Origin of the sequence: Nonomuraea fuscirosea (assembly GCF_035917475.1) — a bacterium.
Lineage (GTDB): Bacteria > Actinomycetota > Actinomycetes > Streptosporangiales > Streptosporangiaceae > Nonomuraea > Nonomuraea fuscirosea.
Genome location: NZ_CP109074.1, coordinates 11,031,431 through 11,054,246 on the forward strand (window position 1 = coordinate 11,031,431; position 22,816 = coordinate 11,054,246).

Genomic DNA, 22,816 nt, shown 5'->3' on the forward strand with positions numbered 1-22,816 from the left:
GCCTAGGCAGGCCGCCCGCCGCTGTCGTCACGGCGCCAGGGGACAAGGGTCCCCCGGACGGGGGACTCCGCCCCGGCGCCGGCCGGGCATTATGGGAGGTCGTGAACGAGAAAGGGGGTGCCGGTGCCCGGCAGGGAGGAACATGACGGGCTCCGCGACGTCAACGGGCCGCTGACCCGTCAGGCGATCGTGATCGCCGCGGTCACCTTGGTGGTGGACGCCTTCACTTTCGCCCACTCCACCGGTTCCCCCGCATTTCCGGCGGGATGGCGCTGGGCCATGCTGGCGGCGATCATCATGGTGGACGCCGGCCTGGCCAGCGCACCGCGGCTGTCGGGAGTGGTGGCCGTCGCTCAGGCGGCGGTCCGGGTAGCGGGCACGTTGTCATGCCCCCAGACCGAACTGCCGCCCGCGCTGAACAGCGCGGGCATGCTCATCTCCGCCTACCGGGCGGGTGCCTGGCTGGACCGGTGGCCCGCGGTGGTGTCCCTGCTCTTCCTGGTGGCGGGGACTCTCGCGAGTCCGGTCCTCAGCGAGGCGAACTTCGCGCCGGAGCTCCTCCTGCTCGCTCCAACGGCCAGCGCACTGCTGCCCTGGCTCGTTGGTCGGTACACCACCGCCCGACGCGCCTACATCGCCGAGCTGGAACAGCGCTCCGAGCGGGAGAAGTCAGAGGCGCGGCAGGCCCTGGCCGCGGCCATCGCAGAGGAGCGCACCGGCATCGCCCGCGACCTGCACGACGTGATCTCCCACCACGTGAGCGCCATCGGCGTCCACGCCGGGGTGGCCCGGTTGCGGGCCGCGGCGGCGCCGAGCGCTTCCGACCTGGCGGACTCGCTGACCGCCGTGGAGACCTCCAGCCGGGCGGCGATGCTCGACCTGCGGCGGCTGCTGGACGTCCTGCACGGCCACCCGTCCGGAGAGGACAGCCAGCCCGGGCTGGACAACCTCCCCGAACTCCTCGACAGCCTCCGCGTCGTCGGCCTGCGGGCGCGGGTGACCGTCCACGGCGTCCCGTCTCCGCTACCGGAGTCACTGGACATCGCCGTATACCGGGTGGTGCAGGAGATGCTCACCAACGCCCTGCGGCACGGCGCCGACGGTGCCGCGGAGGTCGAACTGCGCCACGCTCCCTCCAGCCTCACCGTGACCACCTCCAACCTTCTCGGCCCGCGGGCGCGCGCCTGGTCAGACTCGCCGCACCGGGGGCTGCAGGGGATCCGCAGCCGTGCCGCCGTGTTCTCCGGTTCCACCAGCTACGGACCCGCCCCCGACGGCAAGACCTGGACCACTACCGCGACGTTCCCCGTGAGCCCCTTATGACCTTGCGCGTCCTGATCGCCGATGACCATGCGATGTTCCGCTCCGGTCTGCGCGCCGTCCTGGGCACCCAGCCCGACCTCACCTGTGTAGGCGAGGCGTCGGATGGCCGGGCTGCGGTGAGCGAGGTGCTCCGACTGCGTCCCGACGTCGCCATCATCGACATCCGCATGCCTGGGCTCGACGGCCTGCACGCCACGGAGGACATCCTCGCAGACCCGGCCAACGCCACCAAGGTCATCCTGCTGACCACCTACGACCACGACGCCTATGTCCACCGCGCCCTTCGGGCAGGAGCCAGCGGATTCCTGTTGAAGAGCCTCCCGCCGGAGGAACTGATCGCGGCAGTCCGGGTCGCCGCCCGCGGCGACGCCCTCATCGACCCCTCAGTGACACGCCGCCTCAGCACCCGTCTCGCCAACGGCATTGCCCCTCCTCCGCTCCCGACCGACCTGGATCTCCTCACCGCGCGGGAACGCGAGGTACTGCTGCTGCTCGCCGGGGCGCACAGCAACGCCGAGATCGCCGACCGTCTCGGGATCGGCGATGAGACCGTCAAGACGCACGTGTCGCGCATCCTGACCAAGCTGAATTTGCGGGACCGGGTGCACGCGGTGGCCTACGCCCACCTCAATGGCCTCATCGGTCAGGCCCCTGCTCATCCCGATCCCGGCGAGGACCAGGCCGGCCGGGGCAGGCGCGGCAGAGAGAGAACCCGCCACGATCCTTGATCCCGGACAGGACCCGAATTCGTCCGCCAACGTCTCCTCCGGGGGGACGGGCGGGCGCACCGGCCCCCACGGCAACTGCGCCTGCTGATGCGGGCTACCGTTGCGCGCCGCGGATCCCGCGCGTGCCAGGCGTCGATGACTTCGCACTCAAACGCCGGCACCGGGATGCCACCATCCTCACCGACGCCGAGACCAGCGAGCGGATCGATGTCCTGCCCGGCCGACACACCGGCTCGGCGGCGTCCTCCACGAATACTCACATGCCGCTTGACGTGCACGGACCTAGTTTTCGGCAGGCGCAGATCCCCGGATCAGGCTGCCTCCAGCTTCACCCCACCGCTACGACGGCCGGGCGACGGTGGCCTTTCCCTTCCATTCGGACAAACAGCGCTTTCCATGGCGCACTGGCAGCAGTCTTACCGACCCCCGGACAAGGGCCGTTCCATGCGCGAACCCATCGCAGCCCTGTGGCAGACCCTGGAGGAGACCTCCGTGCGGAACCTGACGGAGCAGCAGGCGGAGTCCTTCGTCGACACCGCCTACGCCATCACCGAGGCGCTCACCAGCCGCGCGCTTGCGGATGGGGCAGGGTGAAGAGTCAACCGCGCCGATGCTGATCGGCGAACCAGAAGGGCAGCGGGCGGGCGGCCGTGGCGTCAGGCGTCGGTTGTCAGGCGGTACGGAGCAGGGCCAGGTCCGCGGGGGGGCAGGCCGCCCTCCCGCAGGTACGCGTCGGCTCCGCCGTACCGGTCGTCCAGGTGGGCGAGAGTGGCGAGCATCGTGTCGGCGCGGACCTCGGTGAACAGCCGGCGGGATCTGGCCCGCTCCGCCTCGCCGGGCAGGGCGGCCAGGTGGGCGTCGAGGCTCATGCGGGCGGCGGTCTCGGCGTAGTCCGCGGCGACGTCGGCCGACGCCACCCCGGCCAGGGTGAGCGTCAGCGCGATCGCCAGGCCGGTCCTGTCCTTGCCGGAGTGGCAGTGCACCAGGGTGGCGCCCGGCGGCGCGTGGGCGATCGCGGAGACGACGGCGGCCAGGCTGCGGGCGCCGTGGTCGAGGATGCGTCGGTAGATGCCGGTCAGCGTGTCGGCCATCTCCTCCAGCACGGCGTCCTCTTCCCGCAGGACCGGCAGGTGGTGCCAGGCGATGCGCGGCTCGGACGGCCCGGGTCGGCGGCGCGTTCGGCCTGTGAACGCTGGTCGACGACGAGCCGTACGCCGTGCCCGTACATCGCGGGCACGCTCGCCTGCCGCGGCCGGTCGCCCCGTACCAGGACGCCCGCCGGATCCGGCCGCCCCCGGCGACGGGCAGCCCGCCCAGGTCCCGCACGTTGGCGCACCCGGGCCAGCGCAGCATACGTTCCACGCTGTTCACGCCAGGCCCCGCAAATTGCTGGTCCAGGCGGCGAGTTGGGCCTGCCACTCCACCGGGTCCTCAGGACGCCCCGACACGCCTGGCCGCGTCTGCCAGGGAAGCGGCCCCTCCTCGCGCCGGTACTCCACGCCCACCGCCTCCAGCCGCCGCAGGTGCACCGCGAGGCGGGCACTGAAGTCGGCGAGGTCCCGTTTGGCCGGGCTCCAGACCGTCTCGGCAAAGGCAGCGAGCCGGGGGAAGGTCATGTAGTCGACGTGCCGGCCGTTGTCGATCAACTCGGTCCAGACCCCGCACTGCGCGCCCAGGATGTGCCGGGCCGCCGGGTCGCCCCGCAGATCGGCCGGGATCGGCTCGAAGGCGTAGACGTCGTCCAGCGTCAGCACCGTGCCGAACGGGCACAACACTCATGCCCGCCATCCCGACGTGCTGGCCGCCCAACGCCGCGAACGAGCCCGCGTCCGCAGTGAAAAGGGGATCCGTTGGGGGAGGGCGACCCTCTCGAACCCGCGGCCTGAACCTCACCCAACCCGGTGATCGTTTCCGGTCGCAGCACTAGCGGTAGTCCGTTAGATCAAGATTCTGGCTGGGCAGGGATGGTGTCGCGGGGCTTCCGATGAGGAGGCCAGGCGATGACCAAGCTCAAACCGGTTCCGCCCGCGCCAGGGGCGCTGGAGGGGTACGCGGCCGGGTTCGATGATCTGTTCACGCATCTGGGGCAGCGACGCGGGTTCCGGGAGTATGTGACGGGGTTGCTGACGCCGCGGGAACGGAACAAGACGGCCGCGGCGCTGGCCGGGGCCGAGCCGGGGGCCGGGTCCAAGAGCGCGGCCGCGCAGCGAGTGCAGTACTTCTTGTCCGAGTCGTGCTGGGATCCCGAGCGGGTCAACGCCCGGCGGCTGGAGTTGCTGCTGGCCGAGGCCGCGACCGCGCCCCATCCGGAGGGGTGCTGGTGATCGATGACAGCGGGGATCGCAAGGACGGCAGGGCCACCGCGCATGTGGGCCGCCAGTGGCTGGGCCGCCTGGGTAAGACCGACAACGGCATCGTCACGGTGAGCACGCTGTGGGCCGATGAGCGGATCTACTATCCGCTGCATGCCCGGCCCTACACCCCGGCTCATCATTTCGCCCGGGGCAAGAGTGACCCGGCTTTTCGGACCAAGTGGCGGATCGCCGTCGAGCTGGCCGTTCAGGCGGTGGCGGCCGGGGTGGCCTTCCGCGCGGTGGTGGCCGATTGCGCCTACGGCGACCTGGACGATTTCCGGGGTGAGCTGCGGCGGGCGGGCGCGGGCTGGGTGGTGGCGGTCCGCCCCAAGCGGGGCACCTGGGCCTACGGCACCGATGCGCATACTCCCCGCGACGCCGCCGCCCGGCTGAGGTGGCGCGGGCCGGAGAAACCCGCCGACTGGCAGCCAGTCGAGCGCCGCTTCCGGGACGGGCACACCGAGATGTGGTGGGCGGCCGAGGCGTCGCTGGGCTTTTGGGGACCCGACGGGCTCACCCGGCTGGTGGTCGTCACCACCGATCCGGTCGTCCTGCCGGACAAGGCCACCTGGTACCTGGCCACCAACCTGCCCCGCCCCGGCGGCCCGCACGACCCCGCCTGCGGCGGCGACAGCCCGCATCCACCCGTCGGCCTGGCCGAGATCGTGCGCCTCTACGGCCTGCGGCACTGGGTCGAGCAGGGCTACAAACAGGTCAAGGACGAACTGGGCTGGGCCGACTTCCAGGTCCGCTCCGACATCGCCATCCGCCGCCACCAGAGCCTGGTGCACTGCGCGTTCAGCTTCTGCTGGACCACCTGGTTCAACGACCCAACCTCAGGCTCCGCTCCACCTGGGCCGGCGTCTGACACCGAGCTCGAGAGGGGGCGGCCAGGCCCGATCCCATCCACAGCTCTCCGTCTTACCCGTCCCATCGGCACCCAGCCGGCCCCACACGCTACGCGCCGTCCGCAGCTGGCTGACCCCGGCCATCGCGCTGTCACGCTGGTGGAAAGCCTGGTCCACCGCGCCCCCACCACCTGAACTCCAGGCGATGATCGACGCTGTCACCGCAGGTCATGGCCTCTACCTCTACACCCCACCTTGATTCAACGGACTACCGCTAGTGAGTGTCCAGGCGGTGCTGGAGCCGGGCACGCGTCGCCATCGCCCCGAGCGCGATCATCACGACCCCCAGCACCAGGTGCAGCCAGTTGTCGGCCGTGTTGAACGGGACGAAGTTGGCCCCGCCGCCGTGCGGGACGAACAGACCGTAGAGCCAGAGCACCAGGTAGATGATGCCGCCGATGAGCAGGAACCCGCGTGCCCCCGCCCACGTCCTGGCCAGCAGGACGCCGGCGACCCCGAACACCAGGTGGACGATGTTGTGCAGGACCGACACTTGGAACAGGCCCAGCAGCATGGCGCCCGACTCGTGGCCGGCGAACTGCATCTGACCGTAATTGGTGGTGATGCCGGGGATGAACCCGAGAATGCCGATCAGCAGGAACACGGCGCCGACGATGAGCGCCGCCAGCTGAACGGGGGTCTTGGTGGCGGAGGAAAGAACGCCGCTCATGGCGCCTCCCTTGTCGTACTGGTGATAGTCATCTGCGCCTACCCCCCAGGGCGGCCCTCACGCACGGTGACTTACAGGAGGTCAGGCAAGGATCCTTGTGGTGTGGCGGCATATGACACGTAAGTTCAGGGCACCCCAACCCCTTGGTCATCCTTCCGTCGAATTGGTCAACACGCGCAAAGGGGACGGAGTCGTGTTCGTCGATCGCCTGGAGCTGCCCCGGTTTGGTGGACACCTGATCTCTGGGGAAGCCTGGTTCCCGGAAGAAGGAGTCTGCTGTGCCCTCTGGGTCGAGAGCGACGACCAGGAGGAGATGGCGCGGCTGCTCAAGGTGGATCCGGCCTCCCGCATGGAGTGCGATCTGCGCACGCTGATGGCCCACCCCGGAACCGGGGCGTGCCCGCCGCCGAAGGCGCCGTGCCCGTCGAAGTGCACGATCTGGAACGGCCCACCCGCCGCGACCGCCTCGTCCAGGACCTGCTGCAGCCGGTCCAGAGTGGGCGGCCGCAACGAGCAGATCGACGTTGCCGCGGACCGCCTCAAGCCGCTCCAGCAGCGGCCGGGCGATCATCTGATAGCCCACATCACACTCACCGGCCGGCCGGGAGATCACCATCAACACCCGCAGCCGGCTGCCGCCCGTGGGGAAGGCCTCGCTCAAGTCGGCCGCGGGCAGGCTGCGGGTCAGCGCCACCTGATCCAGCACCAGCGGCCGGCCCCGCGGGATCTCGCATCCGCTCCCACGGCAACCCCAGCCGCTGCGCGGTCGTCGACTGCAGCACCACCTCAACCGGATGGCCACGCGCCCGCACTGTCGCGTACGCGGCCCGTACCGGCGCCGCACCGAATATCGCCTCGAAAACACTTCCCCCCAGCCGGGTAGTTTCGCGGCGATATCGCCACCGCGGTCGGAATACACCGCGAACGGGTAGCGCAGATAGTCCTCCAGATACCAGCGCAGATCCTCTAACCTCGATCTTCCTCGACCTTGAGCCGGTCGGCTGAAGGGTCCGGCCGGAGGTCGATTTCCTCGTTGTGGTCAGCGTGGGTGCCCGGCTGTCGCGCCGGGTGGGCGGGATTCCACGGGCCCGCGGGTCTCCTTTCCTGATCGTGGGTCGGGTTGGTGCTGGTCAGGTCGGTGCCGGCAGAGCGTGCAGACGGGTCAGGGGTGATGATCTGGTGGGCCCAGGGCCATCGTGTCGGGATACGGAGATGCAGGCGGCGGCCGCCGTGTACCAGCCGGCCGGCCACGGCGAACAGGCGCAGTCGCAGGCGTTTGGGCTCGTAGCGGCGGGCGTCGGTGTCGTCCAGGGCGAGCATCTGCGTCCAGGCGAGTAGTTCGCAGGCCAGGGCGACGATTTCGAGCCAGATCTGGTTCTGGGTGAAGTCGTGCAGGGGGAGGTTGCGCAGGCCGGTGTCCTTGGCGGTGCAAATGCGGTCTTCGGCGCGGGCGCCGCGGCGGGGGCGCAGTTCCAGGTCGGCAAGCTGGCCGCCGGGGGTGCCGGTGACGAAGCAGGTGAAAGCGGTGTCCGTCCAGATCGGTGAAGCGCAGCTGGGCGCCGGGGTGCGGGCGTTCTTTGCGGACGATGACGCGCATGCCCCTGGGCCGGCCGGCTGGCTTCAGCAGGCCGGTGGGCTCGGCGACCCAGGCACCCGGCCGCGGTTGGCGGTCGGCGTTGTAGGCGGGGGTCCAGGCGGTGGCCGGGAGCTTGCCGATGGCGGCGGCGATGTCGTCGGTGATGGTGAAGCCGATGGAGTACTTCAGCCATCGTCCGGGGCGGGTGAGCCATCCGATCCTCCCAGCTCAAGGGCACTTTTCCTATGTGAACGATCAAGCTGGCTCATATTCGCCGTGAAAGCCGCAGGTTAGTGCAGGCTGTTGAGCGTGGGCGGTGGGCAATAGGTGTCCTTGTCCGGCAGGACACCCTTGCCGAGCCACTCGGCGATGAACGTGTCGGCGCAGGTGTTGCCGTTGCCGAGGATGCCATGGTTCCAGCCCTCCACGGTGACGAACGCTGCCCGCGGTCCCAGTGCGCGCCGTGTGGCCAAAGCTCCGCCGAGGTCGGAGATCCGGTCACGGGTGTTGTTCAGCATAAGGATGTTGCGGGGGCCACGAGGGTCGGCTGTGACTGGCCGGTCGTTGGGCGCGCCCGTCCAGAAGGTGCAGGCGTTGGCGTTGGCGAAGCCACCCTGGGTGATGGGGTATCGCCTGGCGTCCATGCGGGTGTTGCGCTGATAGATCGCCAGGTCGCTCGGCCAGGGGGTGTCGGCGCACTGGACCGCCAGGTACGCCGATGCCTCCCGGTCGCCCTCTGCGGTAGCGGCCTTCGACAGCGTGTTCAGGAGCGTCTCCATGGCGTGTTCGGCGGGTGCCCCGGGGAGCCGGTCGAGGAACTGGATCAGACCGGCGAGGGAGGGGAAGGTGGCGTCGGAACGCAGAAGCGCGTAGGTGGCCATCCGCAGCCGGCGCCCGTCGACCGTCAGAGCGCCGACGCGCTCGGGTCGCTTGTCCAGCCGCGCGCCCAGTGCCAGGAAGCGGGCGCGGGCACCGCTGAACCCCCTGGCCGCGGCCCAGGCGGCGAAGTCGTCGAAACGCCGTTCCGTGGCCCGCCCGATCAGCCGATTCTGGTGATACCAGCCGTGCTCGCTGTCGACGTTGGAGTCCAACGTGACGCGGTCGGTGTGGCGGGCGAACATCCCGGCATAGGCGATGCCCACGTAGGTGCCGTAGGAGTTGCCGTAGAAGGAGATCTTCTCCTCGCCCAGCGCCCGGCGCAGCAGGTTCATGTCCCGGGCGACGTTCGCGGTGGTCAGGTGGCGGAGCAGGTCTCCGGCGTTGCGGCCGCAGGAGGCCGCGATCGATCTGGCCATGGCGGCGTCGCCGGGGAACGGGAACGGCACCTGCGCGGCGATGATCTGCTCGTCGGTCAGGCCGCAGGAGATCGGGTTGCTGCGGCCGGTTCCGCGCGGGTCGAAGCCGACCAGGTCGTACTGCGCGAACGCCTCCTTCACCGGCGGCGGGCCGATCCGCGAGAAGCCCACCGTGCTGCCCAGGCCCGGGCCACCGGGGCCACCGGGGTTGGACAGCATGACGCCCCGCCTTGCGGGACCGGTGGCGGGCACCCGGGAGATGGCGATGCCGAGCGTCCGTCCTCGCGGCTTCGCGTAGTCCAGGGGCACCTGCAGGGTCGCGCACTCAGCCTTGGCCGGCCACCCGCCGGTTGGCGCGCCATCGGCTGGACACGGCCCCCAGCGCAGTGTCGCTGCGGAGACGGGCATCGCCGGACAGGACACCGCCGTGAGGACTGATACGGCGGCGATCGCCACCATCTTCGTGATCACAATTGACCTCCTTCGTCGGGCCTCACATGGTCTCCGGCGCGAGGGGGAGGCGGCCATGGGCCTGGACCGTCGAACGTGTTGGGGATCTAGGTCCACTGCGCCCGCAGGCCGGGCTTGGGAGAATGGGCCGTCACGAAAGGGGACGAAGTGATCGTTGAGCGCTTGCGCGCGGATACCCGGCACCGGGTGGAGGCCGCAGCCAGCCTTGGACGCGGCCTCCTCACCGCCGCCGCAGCACTGCTCCTGGTGGCGATCCTGCTGGCGGGGCTGATCCTGGTGCCCATCGCCGGTCTCGGCCTGCCGATCCTGGCGCAGGCGCTGGCTGCTGTCCGGCTGCTGGCCCGCTCGCACGGCGACTGGGCGGGGCGCGTGCTCGGCGAGCGCTTCGTGCCAGGGTACGGCATCGCCCTACCCACGGACCTGCACAAAAGGGGGCGTGAGTTGCGGTGGCTGGCCGTCCTCGTGCCGATCGTGGCCGTCACTACGCTGGTGCCCGCCGGGTTCGTCCTCGCCGCCGTGGCGATCGCGAGCAAGCCGAAAGACCCGGCCGGCCGGGTAGCAGAGGGGCTGGCGGGCCTCTTGCTCATCGGGGTCGCGTGGCTGCTGCTGCCCTGGCTGGCCCGCATGCAGGCCCTGGTCACGTTCCGGCTGCTGGCTGAGCCCGATCGTGCCGACCTGGCCGCACGGGTGGCCCAGCTGACCGTCTCTCGCTCGACGGCCGTCGACGCGCAGTCCGCCGAGCTGCGCCGGATCGAGCGTGACCTGCACGATGGCGCGCAGGCGAGGCTGGTCGCGCTCACGATGAGCCTGGGAATGGCCGAGGACTCGATCGCCGGCGACCCGGAGCAGGCGCGCAAGCTCGTCGTGGAGGCCAGGGAGTCGGCGACCACGGCGCTGGCCGAGCTGCGTGATCTGGTCCGTGGCGTCATGCCGCCCGTCCTCGCCGATCGCGGCCTGCCCGGTGCCCTGGAGGCCGCCGCGCTGCTGTGCCCCATCCCGGTGCGGGTCGCGGTGGGCATTCCCGGCCGCCCCTCGCCGCCGGTGGAGTCGGCGATGTACTTCGCCGCTGTCGAGGCCCTGACCAACATCGCCAAGCACAGCTCGGCGACGACGGCCTGGCTGCGGCTGTCGCACGAAGCGGGAGTGCTGAGCCTGGTCGTCGGTGACGACGGCACGGGTGGCGCCTGCCCTGACCGTGGCACCGGCCTGGCCGGGGTGTGGCGCCGCCTATCTGTCTTCGACGGCGCCCTCACCGTGAGCAGCCCGGCGGGCGGGCCGACAGAGATCCTGGTGGAGGTGCCGTGCGGGTTGTCGTCGCCGAAGATCACACTCTCCTGAGAGACGGCCTGATCCGGCTGCTGACCGCGCACGGCTTCGAGGTCGTGGAGGCTGTGGCCACCGGCCCGCTGCTGCTGGACTCTCTGCTGCGGCACCGGCCCGACGTCGCCGTCGTCGACGTACGGCTGCCGCCGACGTTCACCGACGACGGGTTGCGCGCGGTCATCCAGGCTAGACGGGAGCGTCAAGGCCGATCTGCTGGACCTCGTCGAGGTCGCGGCACGGCAGGCGGCTGGTCGCCCCGCCGGGCGGCGGCCACGCTGGGCCTGGATCATGTGCGGGTGCTGCGCTGGCAGGCCCGCGCCGTGCTCGGCCGCCTGGACGACGCCAAGCCCGGCCCCGAGGTCGTCCTGCACGGGAGCCGGGTACGTAGGCGGCACCTTCCTCAACAGCATGGTGTCCAACTTCCTGAAGCTCTATCAGGGAGACACCCTGCTGGGCGAGGCGCCCTACGACCATCTGCTCGTCACCGGCCTGCGGCCGGAACGGCTGCCGTACCGGGTGGTGTCGGTAAACTCCCGCAGCACCTGGGCGAACCCTTACTCCACCAGCACCCGCACCGAGTGGGTGCGCCTGTCGATAATTACATCCACCCAGGTCATGACTCTGCCAAGGCTTCGCGTGGCCTACGCGAGTTCCGGTCGCCCGGGAGGCGGGACCGCGTACGGCAGGATGATCCGCTGTGTTCCTTCGCCTGGCCTACCTGACCGTCACGAACGCGTTCGCCGCGCTGCGGTTGCTGCCCATGAGTGATCGGGACAAGGATGTGGAGATTCTCATCCTGGGTCACCAGTTCACCGTCCTTGAACGTCAACTCGATGCCAACATCAGAGTCAGATTCGCGCCCGAGGACCGGGCCTTGCTTGCGGCTCTGCTGACCTCGCTACCCCGCGAGGTTCTGCGCCGGCTACGGCTGCTCGTCCGGCCGGACACCGTCCTACGGTGGCACCGCGATCTGATGAAACGGCGTCATGCCCGTATCTGCCGGCCGAAGCGGCGTGGGCGCCCGGCCACGGTCCGCTCCATCCGTGTCCTCATCCTGCGTCTGGTCCGGGAGAACCCTGGCTGGGGTTATCGGCGGGTCCACGGAGAGCTCACCACGCTCGGCATCGAGATCGCGCCGTCCACGGTCTGGGAGATCCTCAAGCAGGCAGGTGTTGATCCGGCGCCCGAGCGGGCTTCCACCACGTGGGCCGACTTCCTGCGCTCGCAAGCCGACGCCCTACTGGCCTGTGATTTCATCGAGACCGTCACTCTCAGCGGGCAACGCCAGTACATCCTTGCGGTCATCGAGCATGCCACCAGGCGCGTCCGAGTGCTCGGCACCACCGCGCACCCGAGTGCGAACTGGGTCACCCAGGCGATCAGGAATTTAGCGATGGACCTGGAGGATGCGGGCTGCCGGGCTCGCTTTCTGCTCCGAGATCGGGATCGGAAGTTCCCCGCCCTCATGGACGAGATCCTCGCCGAGGCCGGCATCAAGACGGTGCTCACCGGTGCCCGGATGCCGCGGATGAACTCGATCATGGAGCGATGGGTGCAGTCGTGCCGGCGAGAGCTCCTCGACCGCTGCCTCGTATGGAACGAACACCATCTGCGGCACGCCCTGCGCGAGTACGAACACTTCTACAACCGGCACCGAGCCCATCAAGCCCTGGACCAAGCAGCGCCGCGGCGTCCCGCCCCGGCCCCGATCACCGATCCCGGGCGAATCACCGATCTGAACGTGCGCCGACGAGACCGGCTCGGCAGCGTCCTCCACGAATACTCACATGCCGCTTGACCTGCATGGATGGAATTATCGGCAGGCGCAAGGTCGGATGGGGTATGGAGTGGTAGGGCGCCCGGGGCTCGAACCCGGAACCTACGGATTAAAAGTCGACAGTTTCTATGCCGAGCGGTGTCTCCCCGTATTCAATTATGTCGCTCTGTCGAATTTTACCGCATTTGAAATGTCTGAAAATGTCGGCGCGTATCCGTGGGTACCGATGGCCGAAGAGCACGTAATGAGCACGCGGCCCCGCGATGCGGCCACCATTGTGCGCTCTTGACGGTTCGATCTGTGCCGAATTCGGACAGCGGCGGAGGGGAGTACCCTATTTGCCTTTTCTTGCCAGTGGGTGATGGCGTTTGCTACAGGGTTATCCTTCGGCTCGGTTGCTACAAGCGGTCGTGAGGCGTCAGGTTCTCGTAAAGACATCCGCTGCCAACGTGGTGAGGGAGGCGGTGTGAAGCAAGGTTGCCGCTGCTTCGGCTGAAGCGGCCACGACCCGTTGAATCGGCCATTGGGGCAGTTCCTGCTCAGCCGCGACGGCGCCAAGTACCAGTTCGGCGTCTGGGCTGGCCATCCCCGGCACCAGTTGATCGCTTTCCTGATGTTCGCGCACGACTCGCATTGCATCTGCAACCCACTGGCGTGCTCGTGTCCGGGCCGCGGGCTCATCACGAGGATCATCGCTGCTGAGGTCGGGAAAGTCTGCCGCCATCGCGCCCGCCGCGTCAGGAGCAATCTGGGCGAGCATGGACAGAGCGTTGAGCCGGACACTGCCGTCATCATCAGGCTCCTCATCGCTGATGATGACGGCAGCATGCTCTGCTGCGCGTTCAAGCAGTTCTCTGGTCAACTCGCGTGGGGCGCAGATGTGGCGTTCCTGGCCGAGATGGGTGTTCACGTCCGTCGCTGTCAACTCAGCCGCCCGGCCGACGACAGTCAAAAGTCCTCGTACTCGCCTGGATAGGTCGCCATTGTCGGTGAGAGCCGCTTCAAGTGCATGGTGCATGTCATCGTATGCATCGCCAACCTCCTCATCGCCGGGACGCGGGCTGATGCCGTCCGGGTCAGTCAGGGCTTGCGCCTCGACGAACTCCGTCATTGCCGCATGCATCGTCGCGGGCATCTCGACGTCGTCGACCGCAGCCCGGACAGGGCCTGTTCCGGCCATCACCATGGCCGAGTAGACGAGTTGGTGGAAAGTGTCGACGTCGCTCGCGACGACGGAGATGAGCCACCGGCACTGGCCTGTGGCCAACAGTTCTGGCCTGTTGATCGCGAGCCAGAGCGCGGCGTGTGCTGCCGCTGCGGCATCCACCTCCTGCCGATCGTGTTCAGTGACCGCGTCGATACGTTCATTCTCCCGCTCGGCTATGAGCGCCACGACCTCGTCATCGCCGAGATCATCCAACAGTTGCCAGGCACTGCTGACATGAGCGAGAGGGGCAGCGAGGGTTGCCAGCGTCTTGAGGCCGGCCCACAGCAACTGCCACAGTTGGTCGGCGCTTCGCGTGTCGGTCTGCTCGGTGGACTCCCCGTCACGGACTTGATTCCAGTCGAGTCCATGATCTTCTGTGAATCTCGTGACGAGCACGTGACCGCGCATCTTGTCGTCCGTCCAGCCTTCAGTCTCACTCTGCTGGGCTGTGGCACGAGCCCGTTGCAATAGATCGGCCGTCAACGCGGGGTCGCCGGCTCCCTGGGCGGTCAGCTTGGACTGAGCGCCTGCCTGAGCGTCGAGTCGCGCGGCGCGGATCAGCAAGGTTCCCAGTGCTCGGACGAATGCGCCTCCCCACGGATGTTCGGCGGCGCCGGCAGCGACATCGTATGGATCGACCGCCGGACTGCCCACGCGTCGACCTGGTTCCCATAGTGACCTAACGGCGCCGGCGAGAATATATCGGGCATTGAGCGCCATGAGGTTCTGGTCTAGGAGTTCCTCGGGAGACCAGTGCGGCTGCGGCTGCTCATCGTGATCCAAGAGTGGTAGCCAGTTGTCGGCATCGTACGGCTCGTCGTATCGGGAGACGCCGACCTCATCGACCGAATAGGCCAGCAGGTCAGGGCTCCACGTAGTCAGGTGACGGCCCAGCGCAGTTACTGCGAGTGCAACCTGTTCGAGCTCACCCCCCACCAGCAGCACATAGACGATCGCACCGCCGGGGTAGCCTAGGACTCGGTAATCCTCAACCGAGCCTCCTCCCTGATGCTCGTCGTCACCCTCATCCTCTGATAGGACCCGCGGCGATTCCCAGCCTGCCTGGATGGCCGCGCCGACCGCATCCATTAAACGATCTGTATCTATCGTTCCTGGGTCGGGGCTGGAAATCGTGATCTTTCCGAGGTGCGGCACGCAGTCTCCCCTTACATCGTTCCACTCTCCACCTGCACACCACGAAAGTTCCGCTGGGTGGACGAAGACAACCGATCTAGCCGGTGGTCAGGCTTTTGCGGCGCACGCGCAAATGGTAGCCATGGCCGCTGCTCCCACCCCAGCCCCCGGACGTGTTGATCTCCCACCTCGCTGCTCACGCATTTGCTGCGCGAACACCCGCCGGTCACGGATCGAGCATCCACAGTCCAGCTGGACCCGGATCGTGATGTAGGTCCCCATGGGCTTGTCCTCGCTGGGATCCAGCTCCCAGCGAACCACGTGCACATGATCGGCGAGCCCGGTGCGTTCCTCATCGTGAACAAGACCGTGGGCTCTGGCGTACTCATCGAGATCGTCAATCACAAAGAGGTGACTGGACCACTCACCCGGCCATACAGCGAACAATCGAGATTTTCCGCTCCGCGCACGCTCGTATGTCCCCGTATCTCGACCGTGAGATACCGTGCCATCCTCAAATACCTCGATATAGCACACGGTCTTAAGGTTGTAGGGGAAATCTCGGCCTAAGGCGCCTGCACTGCGGGGCTCCACGCGACTCCTCTTCGTCTACGACTGGATAGGCGCTCAACCGTCGGAACGCTGGTGGAATCCTCGTGTCTTGGAAGTCCTTTCTAAGGTAGCCCCTGCCGCCTTGTACAGCGCATCGTCTCGATGAATGTCGTCCTGTGTTACGCGGCTGCTCCGGGCACAAGCTGCACTACGGCCAAGCCTGCGCCTGCCGATAATTACATCCACCCAGGTCATGACTCTGCGAGGGCTTCGCGTGGCGTACGCGAACTCCGGTCACCCGGGAGAGGGAAGCGCGTACGGCAGGATGATCCGCTGTGCTCCTTCGCCTGGCCTACCTGACCGTCACGAACGCTTACGCCGCGCTGCGGTTGCTGCCCGTGGGCGATTGGGACAGGGACGTGGAGATTCTCGTCCTGCGTCACCGAATCACCGTCCTTGAACGCCAACTCGGCGCCGACATCAGAGTGAGATTCGCGCCTGAGGACCGAGCCTTCCTTGCCGCGCTCCTGACGTCGCTGCCGCGCGAGGTCCTGCGCCGGCTGCGGCTCCTCATCCGCCCGGACACGGTTCTGCGCTGGCACCGCGATCTGATGAAACGGCGTCACGCCCGTACCTGCAGGCTGAAGCGGCCTGGCCGCCCACCCACCGTCCAGTCCATCCGCGCTCTCATCCTGCGCCTGGTTCGAGAGAACCCCGGCTGGGGCTACCGGCGGGTGCATGGTGAGCTCACCACACTCGGCATCAAGGTCGCGCCGTCCACGGTGTGGGAGATCCTCAAGCAGGCGGGGCTTGATCCGGCGCCCGAGCGAGCGTCCACCACGTGGGCCGACTTCCTGCGCTCACAAGCCGACGCCGTGCTGGCGTGCGATTTCATCGAGACCGTCACTCTCAGCGGGCAACGCCAGTACATTCCGGCGGTGATCGAGCACGCCACCAGGCGTGTCCGTGTGCTCGGCACCACCGCTCACCCGAGCGCGAGCTGGGTCATCCAGGCGATCAGGAATCTGGTGATGGATCTGGACGATGCGGGCTGCCGGGCGCGCTTTCTGATCCGAGACCGAGAGGGGAAGTTCCTGGCCCTCATGGACGAGGTCCTCGCCGAAGCCGGCATCAAGACGGTGCTCACCGGTATCCGGATGCCGCGGATGAACTCCATCATGGAGCGGTGGGTGCAGTCCTGCCGTCACGAGCTTCTCGACCGCTGCCTGATCTGGAACGAACGCCACCTGCGGCACTCCCTGCGCGAGTACGAACACTTCTACAACCAGCACCAGGCCCACCAAGCCCTGAACCAAGCCGCCCCGCTGCGCAGCGTCCCCGATCCGATTACGGATCCAGAGCGAATCACCGACCTGAGCATACGCCGGCAGGACCGGCTTGGCAGCGTCCTTCACGAGTACTCACATGCCGCTTGACCTGCACGGATGGAATTATCGGCAGGCGGACTGTCGATGCACGCGGCGTGCATGGGCCACGCTTTGCGGCCGTGAAGCTGGTCGATCAATGTCAGGTAGGGGTCGTAGTGGTAGGTGAGGCCCTGGCCGCCCGCAGGGGTGAGGTAGGTGTTGGTGCGGACGCGGTAGCCGAGTTCGTGGGTCAAGGCGGCGCGTAGTTCAGCGATCGACGGCTTGAAGGTCTCTAGGTCACGCAGGGAGAGCGTCCCGCCGTTGTCGAGGTGTGCCCGGACCGCTCACCGCCGGGGCATCCCCGGCTGGTCGTCGTCGGCGTAGCAGGGCTCCGGCGAAGTAGAGATTTGTCCGATTCGTCAGGCTTGGGGTTGAGGCTGAGAGCCGTGACGATCCGTGTCGAAACCCCAGTCGAGCGTCGGGGCGAAACGGACACTCCGGCATGTTCTTCTACTATGCCGGAGCCCTGGCCCTCACCCTCGACACCCCGACGAAACCATGACCGACTCTACGAATTGACCTGTGTAACGGCGGAACGGATCTGCTCTGAGGCAAGAGCACCTCCTCCCATCAGAGCAGAGCGCATTCCTCATTGGTGCGAAAACTCTCTTAGTACTCCAGTGACACTTCGCGATCATGGTTTGGATCTGCGCTGGTAGTGGCAGCGTCGGGCGATGGCTTGGTGCCGGCGGCGCCAGTCTGACCAGCGCAGAACATCGGTGGTTGATCGGTGCCGGGTCAGCAGCAGGGTGGCCAGTAGCCGGCGGATCTCGGGCAGTGTCAGCGGGATGCGGTCCTCTGTGGTGTCGGACGGCTGGACGGCGGCGATGGCCGCGAGTAGGGCCAGGGCGAGCATGGCCAGGGTGACGTGCCGATGCCAGGCCGTCCAGCCGCGCACCTGATAGTGATCCAGCCCGACCTGACCCTTGGCGGCTTGGAAAGACTCCTCAACCGCCCACCGAATCCCAGCGATCTTGACCAAGGCCATCAGCGGCTGCCGGGCAGGGGCGTAGCAGCGGTAGAACGCCAGCTCACCGGTGGTCAGGTTGCGCCTGATCAGCAGCCACCGATACCCCTGGGCCTCGCCTTCATCGATACGGGCCCACGCCCAGGCATACCAGCGCGGGCCCTTGGCTCCTTGACCGGCGCGGTAGCGGTGCCAGTGCCGATCGGCCACCCTGGCGGCGACCTCGGCCGCGCTCACCTGGACGCCCTCGAGTTCGATGCGCCGGTTGCCCGCGATCGCCAGTACGTATCCCATCCGGCGTTCCTCCAAGGCGGCGCGCAGGCGCGGGTCTTGGCCGTAGACCTCATCGCCGGTCAACCAGTGTGCGGGCACGCCGGCCTCCAGGGCGGCCAGCATCATCGCGGTGGCCAGGGCGGGCTTGGTGGCGAAGGCGATCTCGTCCGGGACGCCGGCCGCGCGGCACCGATCAGGATCGGCCATCCAGGTGTGCTCGGGCAGGTAGAGCCGCCGGTCCAGCAGTGCCCGCCCGGCCGGGGTGGCGTAGGCCAGGAACACGCCGATCTGGCAGTTCTCGATCCGGCCCGCGGTGCCGCTGTATTGCCGCTGCACCCCGGCCGAACCGGCGCCCTTCTTGAGGAACCCGGTCTCATCCGCGATCAGCACGCCGCCGGGGCCGAGCCGGTCGACGACGAAATCCCGGACGTCATCGCGCACCTTGTCGGCGTCCCAGCGGGCGGTGCGCAGCAGCCGCTGCAGCACCTGCGGGCCACCCAGCCCGGCGTGTTCGGCCAGGTTCCAGCAGTTCTTGCGGTCGAGGTCAGCCAGCAGCCCACGCACGTACGCGGTCACGGCGCGACGTGGCTCCACGCGGCCGAACCGGCCGGCGATCCGGGCCATCAGCTCGTTGAAGGTGACCATCCAGCCGTCAGGGTCTACGCTGTGGCTCGCGGCCACCGCATGATCTTTGGTTGTCTTCACAAACTCCGAATGATCTCGCGGTGGCCGTCGCTATGTGACCTCGCACTCCTCAAGATCGCGAAGTGTCACTGGAGTATTAGGAGAATCGCTGCCAGTTAAATGCCATCGCTGTGCTGCCGACGACGTCGACCTTCACGGCCCCGTAGCGGTCGGCGTAGAGATAGCGGTATTGCCCTCTATTATAGATGCGGTATTTGTAGGCGCCGTCCCCCTCATTCCTGAACGACCACTTCTGATTCAGGTGCCCGTTGCAGGTGTTGGCGAAGACGACCTTACTGCTGGTATTGACATCGAGACACAGGCCGGTTTTGTAATTCTTCAGAATTCCGGTAGAATCCGTGAACCACAGCTGTGTCGAGGCAGTGGAGCAGTTCTTCGTGACAACAGTCATGTTGTTGCCCGGCGTGTCCAGACACTGGCCCGTGCCCTGAACCTTAAGGCTGAATTCCGCTCCCGCGGCGGCAGGCGCAGGCGTCGATGCTACGCCCGTCGCAGCGATGCTCAAAGCGGCAAGCACCCTCTTGACAGAGTCTTGCATGGATACCTCCTTGTTGACTCGGCAGACCGATCCGATAGTTCAGCATTCCCACGGATTGCAGGTGGCGGCCGACGCTGGAGCCGTCGCGTTGGCCAGTGCGGCAACACCCATGGTGATGACCGAGGTCAGGGCGAGCGTGGCGAGAAGCCTTCCGATTGGGCGTCGCATGATTTCTCCTCGTGCTTTCGTGGTGGCGGTGACGGAGGCCGATGGCCCTTTCTGCGGGCGAGCTGGCAGAACGCTCACGGAATTCATATCCCGCCCCGATGAATAGGCGGCGGCTATCTTTGGTGACCCTCGGTCATGCGTCACGTACTTCAAGTAGTGGCGGCGATGGACCATCGTGACATGACTTGTCCCCGTTCGTGGTGGATGACGGAACACCGCTGATTCTGGATGAGCGGCTACCGGCGGCTGAAGCCCTTGCACTCTGGCGCAAAGGTCCCGCTTCGCCCGACCGGCAGAACACGGCCCGCGGAGCAGATCAGGAAGGGCAGCAGGGACCGGAGGGCGGAACGGCGATAGCCGATTCGCCGTTCAACAAAGCCTCACCCAGCGGAGTACGGGTGTGGACGACGGCCTGGCCGCGGCGCTGCGAGACGATGAGGCCGGCTTCGCGCAAGATGGTGGCGTGCCTGCTGGCCATGGGCAGAGACAAGCTCAGTGCCTGGGCGAGCTGAGTGGTGGTCATCGCGTTTCCCAGCGCGTCCAGCGCGACCGCTCGTGCTGGTCCGATGAGACGGCTGAGCGAGGCCGAACCGCTCTGCTGCGCGGCAGGGCTCTGCGCGCCGCTGGTGAGCCACCCCAGCCGGTGCGCGATGGGATAGGCGATCACAGGAGGAATCCATTGCTCGCCTGTCGCCACCGGCACATCCGCGGCGAAGAACGAGGGAATGAACGTCAAGGGCCGCCCTTCGAGCTGGTAATCCGCCTCGAAGGGATGGTTCGTGGCCAAGACCCCCTGCTCCCACCGCATGACGTGTGCGGGATAGCCGGCCAGCCAGCCGTCCACGCCGTCGGACATGGCGAGTTCGGCGCAGCGGGAACGTTCGGCGGTGAACGCCTCCCGCATATGGGCGGTGTAGGGCGCGACGGCGATGTCGTAGTAGCGACGCAGCACCGCCCCCAGTGATTTCAGCGCCTTCACATCGCCCTCGGCCAGGTCGCGGCTCCAGGAGGGCAGCGGACGGCGGCGAAGCCGGACCAGCTCGGTCAATTGGCCGCGCAGCGCCATCCGCGGGGTCGACAGCACTGCATCGAGAGCGCTGTCCAGATCGACCACGTCCGGCGTGGCGACCAAGAAGTCCGGCGCGTGACCCCCCTCGAAGTACAGCCGGGAGAGCATGGCCACCGCGCTGGTCAACCGCGCTTTTTCCAGTTGCCGGCGCACCGCGTGGCGCCAGGGATCGAACACCAGGGCGGCCTGCCGGTTCTGCAGCAGGTTCAGGCTGAAGATGATGTCCCAGAGCGCGAGCGGCTGTCCGGCCATGCGCACGTGGGTCAGGTCATCGGACGTCAGGTGAAACCGCAGCATGAACATCTCCCGGGACGGCACTGGCTACACCCATGGAAGCGGCTGGGGATCAACGTTCGCATGAGGAACACAAGCCCGCAAGACACGACCGATATCGTGACATTGACGACTTGATTTCGGTTCGGGTGCCGATCGACCGCCAGATGATTCTCGGCCGGCTGAAGAACAAAGGCCTGGCGGCCGGATCCCGAGGAGGGGCCCTGGCCCTGGTGGGATACTGGGTAAGCTGCAGCAAGCGGCCACGTAGGCCACGCCGGGTTGCGGAGGGGGAGATCGCATGCGGTGGCGGGAGCACAGCAGGCGACTCGCTGCGGAGGTCACTACGGAGGATTCCCGGTGGCGGCCGGTCGTTGCGGCGGTCCCGAGACACCGGCTCGTGCCGCGCTGGTGGTGCACTCCCGAAGGTGAGCCGTGGGGTGTCTGGCAGGTACGCGACGGTGCCGCGGATCCCGATGCATGGGCGCGGGCCGTCTACCGGAACGTGTCCCTGGTGACCGAGGTGGAGCGCGCCCATGCCGATCTCGCTGTAGATGGCACTGTTCTGACCGGTGTGCCGACGTCGACGTCGGCGATGCCGAGCCTGGTTCTGCGGCTGCAGGCGGGTTTCGGGAGGGGAAGGGCGAAGGTGTGGTCTTGCCCGCCGGTGAAGCGGACGTGGCAGGTGGTCGCCTGGTCGTCTCGGATGATGGTGACGTCGCTGATCAGCAGGCGGGCCATGCGTTTGCGTTCGCGTTGCGGGGTGGCCGGGTCGTTCCAGATAGCGGGAAGTCGCCGGCCAGCCGGCTGATGCGGGTCTTTTGTGCGTCGGTGAGCGGGCCGTCGGCCGTGGCGGCGGCGGTGTCGTAGGCGTCTTGGGCCTGGCGCAGTTCGCGCAGCGCGGTGTTCCAGTCGGCTTCCAGGGTGTCGGCCACCAGCCGGTTGCCGGGATCGACGGCCAGGTAGCGGCGGCGGGCCAGGTCGGCGTGGTAACGGGCGCGTTCGACGAGGGCGGCGCGTTGCTGGTTGGCCTGGCCGGCGCGGTGGGCGAGTTCGGCGGCGACGGTGAGGGCGGCTTCGATGGCCAGCGGGGTGAGCGTGTCGAGCAGCAGCTGGCTGATGTGGGCGTCCAGGTCGGTGCCGGGCAGGGTCTGGCAGATCCCTTCGTTATGTTCGATCTTGGCGCGCTGGCAGACATAGTCGGGATGTTCGATGCCGTGGCGGAGGTGGTAGCGCACGGTCATTTTCTGGCCGCATTTTCCGCAGATGGCCAGCCCTTGGAGCAGAGCGGGTCCCTTGCGGGCGGGGGCCGCGGCACGCCTGCCATCACGAAAGGCTGCCCTTCGAGGGGAAGAAGTCGGGAACAGCACTCTATCGGGAGGCGAACCGTGAGGTGGGAGATTTTCGATCCGCTGGCAACACTCCCGCTGGGGGGCGACTCTCTCTTCGTAGATGCGGACGCCCAACCTATTGGTCATCGTGAAAACTGCCCTACCCGCACGGCGAGCAGCTTGACCGGTTCTTGTCCCGTCACTAGGTGGGACGTGGAACGCGATGGCCGCCAGGTGCTCCGGTTCGGGTCGCCCTTGATCTTCTTGCGGGTTGCTCTTGGCGAACTGGGGTCAAATGGGGAACCGGCGTGTCCAGGCATGTGCCGGACGTGTGCCGAAGAGCATGTGACGAGCATGAACTCGGCCGTCTTCGCCTCGCAGAAGGCGTCCGAGATCGAGAAAGTGCAGGTCGGATGGGGTGTGGAGTGGTAGGGCGCCCGGGGCTCGAACCCGGAACCTACGGATTAAAAGATCCAGTTCAGGCCGTTCCAGATCGTTCAATGCAGGTCAGAGGGCCTGCCAGGTCCGCACTGAACGGCTGTGAACGGCCTCGTATTGCAACCCGAACTGCAACCCTGGCGGCTCGCTGACGACCACGAACGGACGGCCTGACCTTCTGTTTACAAGGTCCCCAAACGACCTCCGCCGCCGTCCGGACGCGTTCGCGGGGCTGGTCGCTGGATGTCACCGCGTTCGCGGTAGTCCGCCACAGTTCATGATCGTTCGACTGGGTGGCTCCCCAGGTGG

General features: G+C 67.6%; 20 protein-coding genes and 2 pseudogenes. 11 read left to right on the top strand and 11 right to left on the bottom strand.

The features are described from left to right. The first annotated feature begins 123 nt into the window (after positions 1-123). The 3 genes from OIE67_RS50925 (at position 124) to OIE67_RS50935 (ending at position 2,645) form a co-directional block, all read left to right on the top strand. Positions 124-1,323 (top strand): sensor histidine kinase, encoded by a 1,200-nt coding sequence (locus OIE67_RS50925; RefSeq protein WP_326634248.1) that lies wholly within the window; start codon positions 124-126, stop codon positions 1,321-1,323. Further along, the gene (locus OIE67_RS50930; RefSeq protein ID WP_326634250.1) at positions 1,320-2,051 is read left to right on the top strand and encodes a response regulator transcription factor; all 732 of its coding nucleotides are present in this window, start codon (positions 1,320-1,322) and stop codon (positions 2,049-2,051) included. The genes OIE67_RS50925 and OIE67_RS50930 overlap by 4 nt, the downstream gene beginning before the upstream one ends. A gap of 444 nt (positions 2,052-2,495) precedes the next feature. Further along, complete coding sequence (locus OIE67_RS50935) at positions 2,496-2,645, top strand: hypothetical protein (RefSeq protein WP_326634252.1); 150 nt, start codon at positions 2,496-2,498, stop codon at positions 2,643-2,645. Between the two features lie 62 nt (positions 2,646-2,707). Here the strand turns inward: OIE67_RS50935 and OIE67_RS50940 are convergent, their stop codons facing one another. Next, positions 2,708-3,196 carry a tyrosine-protein phosphatase gene (locus OIE67_RS50940; protein ID WP_326645740.1) on the bottom strand — a complete coding sequence of 163 codons (489 nt, stop codon included), beginning with the start codon at positions 3,194-3,196 and terminating at the stop codon, positions 2,708-2,710. A 222-nt stretch (positions 3,197-3,418) separates the two neighbouring features. Then, positions 3,419-3,826, bottom strand: coding sequence for a family 20 glycosylhydrolase (locus OIE67_RS50945; protein ID WP_326634255.1), 408 nt, complete (start codon positions 3,824-3,826; stop codon positions 3,419-3,421). 225 nt (positions 3,827-4,051) lie between these two features. Between OIE67_RS50945 and OIE67_RS50950 the strand changes: the two genes are divergently transcribed. Both OIE67_RS50950 and OIE67_RS50955 read left to right on the top strand, forming a co-directional pair. Further along, complete coding sequence (locus OIE67_RS50950; RefSeq protein WP_326634257.1) at positions 4,052-4,375, top strand: transposase; 324 nt, start codon at positions 4,052-4,054, stop codon at positions 4,373-4,375. Next, positions 4,372-5,448 carry an IS701 family transposase gene (locus OIE67_RS50955; RefSeq protein WP_326634258.1) on the top strand — a complete coding sequence of 359 codons (1,077 nt, stop codon included), beginning with the start codon at positions 4,372-4,374 and terminating at the stop codon, positions 5,446-5,448. The genes OIE67_RS50950 and OIE67_RS50955 overlap by 4 nt, the downstream gene beginning before the upstream one ends. Before the next feature lie 79 nt (positions 5,449-5,527). Here OIE67_RS50955 and OIE67_RS50960 read toward each other — a convergent pair whose 3' ends face one another. From OIE67_RS50960 to OIE67_RS50970, 3 genes and pseudogenes are all read right to left on the bottom strand, one after another. Further along, on the bottom strand, positions 5,528-5,983 hold the full coding sequence (locus tag OIE67_RS50960; protein WP_326634260.1) for a DUF4383 domain-containing protein: 456 nt from the start codon (positions 5,981-5,983) through the stop codon (positions 5,528-5,530). A gap of 1,130 nt (positions 5,984-7,113) precedes the next feature. Then, positions 7,114-7,754 (bottom strand): annotated as a pseudogene (locus OIE67_RS50965) (transposase); the annotation flags it as partial. 95 nt (positions 7,755-7,849) lie between these two features. Beyond that, positions 7,850-9,163, bottom strand: coding sequence for an alpha/beta fold hydrolase (locus OIE67_RS50970; protein ID WP_326634262.1), 1,314 nt, complete (start codon positions 9,161-9,163; stop codon positions 7,850-7,852). A 324-nt stretch (positions 9,164-9,487) separates the two neighbouring features. On the opposite strand from OIE67_RS50970, the gene OIE67_RS50975 reads away from it, so the two are divergent. From OIE67_RS50975 to OIE67_RS50995, 5 genes and pseudogenes are all read left to right on the top strand, one after another. Beyond that, on the top strand, positions 9,488-10,663 hold the full coding sequence (locus tag OIE67_RS50975) for a sensor histidine kinase (RefSeq protein ID WP_326634264.1): 1,176 nt from the start codon (positions 9,488-9,490) through the stop codon (positions 10,661-10,663). Beyond that, positions 10,627-10,854, top strand: a pseudogene (locus tag OIE67_RS50980) (response regulator transcription factor); the annotation flags it as partial. The gene OIE67_RS50975 and the pseudogene OIE67_RS50980, both read left to right, overlap by 37 nt. 202 nt (positions 10,855-11,056) lie before the next feature. After that, positions 11,057-11,416: a hypothetical protein gene (locus tag OIE67_RS50985; RefSeq protein ID WP_326645832.1), complete on the top strand. Its 360-nt coding sequence runs from the start codon at positions 11,057-11,059 to the stop codon at positions 11,414-11,416. After that, entirely contained in the window at positions 11,346-12,446 is a 1,101-nt protein-coding gene (locus tag OIE67_RS50990; protein WP_326634265.1) for an integrase core domain-containing protein, read from the top strand. The genes OIE67_RS50985 and OIE67_RS50990 overlap by 71 nt, the downstream gene beginning before the upstream one ends. After that, positions 12,436-12,714, top strand: a complete 279-nt coding sequence (locus OIE67_RS50995; RefSeq protein WP_326634267.1) for a hypothetical protein — start codon at positions 12,436-12,438, stop codon at positions 12,712-12,714. The genes OIE67_RS50990 and OIE67_RS50995 overlap by 11 nt, the downstream gene beginning before the upstream one ends. A 129-nt stretch (positions 12,715-12,843) precedes the next feature. On the opposite strand, the gene OIE67_RS51000 is transcribed toward OIE67_RS50995, so the two are convergent. Beyond that, positions 12,844-14,787 carry a hypothetical protein gene (locus tag OIE67_RS51000; RefSeq protein ID WP_326634269.1) on the bottom strand — a complete coding sequence of 648 codons (1,944 nt, stop codon included), beginning with the start codon at positions 14,785-14,787 and terminating at the stop codon, positions 12,844-12,846. Positions 14,788-15,653: 866 nt separating this feature from the next. On the opposite strand from OIE67_RS51000, the gene OIE67_RS51005 reads away from it, so the two are divergent. Beyond that, complete coding sequence (locus tag OIE67_RS51005) at positions 15,654-16,754, top strand: integrase core domain-containing protein (RefSeq protein ID WP_326634271.1); 1,101 nt, start codon at positions 15,654-15,656, stop codon at positions 16,752-16,754. Here OIE67_RS51005 and OIE67_RS55695 read toward each other — a convergent pair. The 5 genes from OIE67_RS55695 to OIE67_RS51025 form a co-directional block, all read right to left on the bottom strand. Then, the gene (locus OIE67_RS55695; protein ID WP_407674939.1) at positions 16,730-16,990 is read right to left on the bottom strand and encodes a JmjC domain-containing protein; all 261 of its coding nucleotides are present in this window, start codon (positions 16,988-16,990) and stop codon (positions 16,730-16,732) included. The genes OIE67_RS51005 and OIE67_RS55695 overlap by 25 nt on opposite strands. Before the next feature lie 389 nt (positions 16,991-17,379). Continuing rightward, the gene (locus OIE67_RS51010) at positions 17,380-18,609 is read right to left on the bottom strand and encodes an IS701 family transposase (RefSeq protein WP_326645176.1); all 1,230 of its coding nucleotides are present in this window, start codon (positions 18,607-18,609) and stop codon (positions 17,380-17,382) included. A gap of 157 nt (positions 18,610-18,766) precedes the next feature. Further along, the gene (locus tag OIE67_RS51015) at positions 18,767-19,228 is read right to left on the bottom strand and encodes an RICIN domain-containing protein (protein ID WP_326634273.1); all 462 of its coding nucleotides are present in this window, start codon (positions 19,226-19,228) and stop codon (positions 18,767-18,769) included. A gap of 484 nt (positions 19,229-19,712) precedes the next feature. Next, positions 19,713-20,768, bottom strand: coding sequence for an ArsR/SmtB family transcription factor (locus OIE67_RS51020; RefSeq protein ID WP_326634275.1), 1,056 nt, complete (start codon positions 20,766-20,768; stop codon positions 19,713-19,715). 695 nt (positions 20,769-21,463) lie between these two features. Continuing rightward, on the bottom strand, positions 21,464-22,216 hold the full coding sequence (locus tag OIE67_RS51025) for a zinc ribbon domain-containing protein (RefSeq protein ID WP_326634277.1): 753 nt from the start codon (positions 22,214-22,216) through the stop codon (positions 21,464-21,466). Positions 22,217-22,816: the final 600 nt, after the last annotated feature.

What these genes read in the sequence shown, in the direction of transcription:
- OIE67_RS50960 (WP_326634260.1), bottom strand. Translation starts at nt 5,983, where the DNA reads ATGAGCGGCGTTCTTTCCTCCGCCACCAAGACCCCCGTTCAGCTGGCG.
- OIE67_RS51020 (WP_326634275.1), bottom strand. Translation starts at nt 20,768, where the DNA reads ATGTTCATGCTGCGGTTTCACCTGACGTCCGATGACCTGACCCACGTG.
- OIE67_RS51015 (WP_326634273.1), bottom strand. Translation starts at nt 19,228, where the DNA reads ATGCAAGACTCTGTCAAGAGGGTGCTTGCCGCTTTGAGCATCGCTGCG.
- OIE67_RS51025 (WP_326634277.1), bottom strand. Translation starts at nt 22,216, where the DNA reads ATGACCAATAGGTTGGGCGTCCGCATCTACGAAGAGAGAGTCGCCCCC.
- OIE67_RS50995 (WP_326634267.1), top strand. Translation starts at nt 12,436, where the DNA reads ATGCCGCTTGACCTGCATGGATGGAATTATCGGCAGGCGCAAGGTCGG.
- OIE67_RS51010 (WP_326645176.1), bottom strand. Translation starts at nt 18,609, where the DNA reads ATGGCCCGGATCGCCGGCCGGTTCGGCCGCGTGGAGCCACGTCGCGCC.
- OIE67_RS50930 (WP_326634250.1), top strand. Translation starts at nt 1,320, where the DNA reads ATGACCTTGCGCGTCCTGATCGCCGATGACCATGCGATGTTCCGCTCC.
- OIE67_RS50950 (WP_326634257.1), top strand. Translation starts at nt 4,052, where the DNA reads ATGACCAAGCTCAAACCGGTTCCGCCCGCGCCAGGGGCGCTGGAGGGG.
- OIE67_RS50935 (WP_326634252.1), top strand. Translation starts at nt 2,496, where the DNA reads ATGCGCGAACCCATCGCAGCCCTGTGGCAGACCCTGGAGGAGACCTCC.
- OIE67_RS50985 (WP_326645832.1), top strand. Translation starts at nt 11,057, where the DNA reads ATGGTGTCCAACTTCCTGAAGCTCTATCAGGGAGACACCCTGCTGGGC.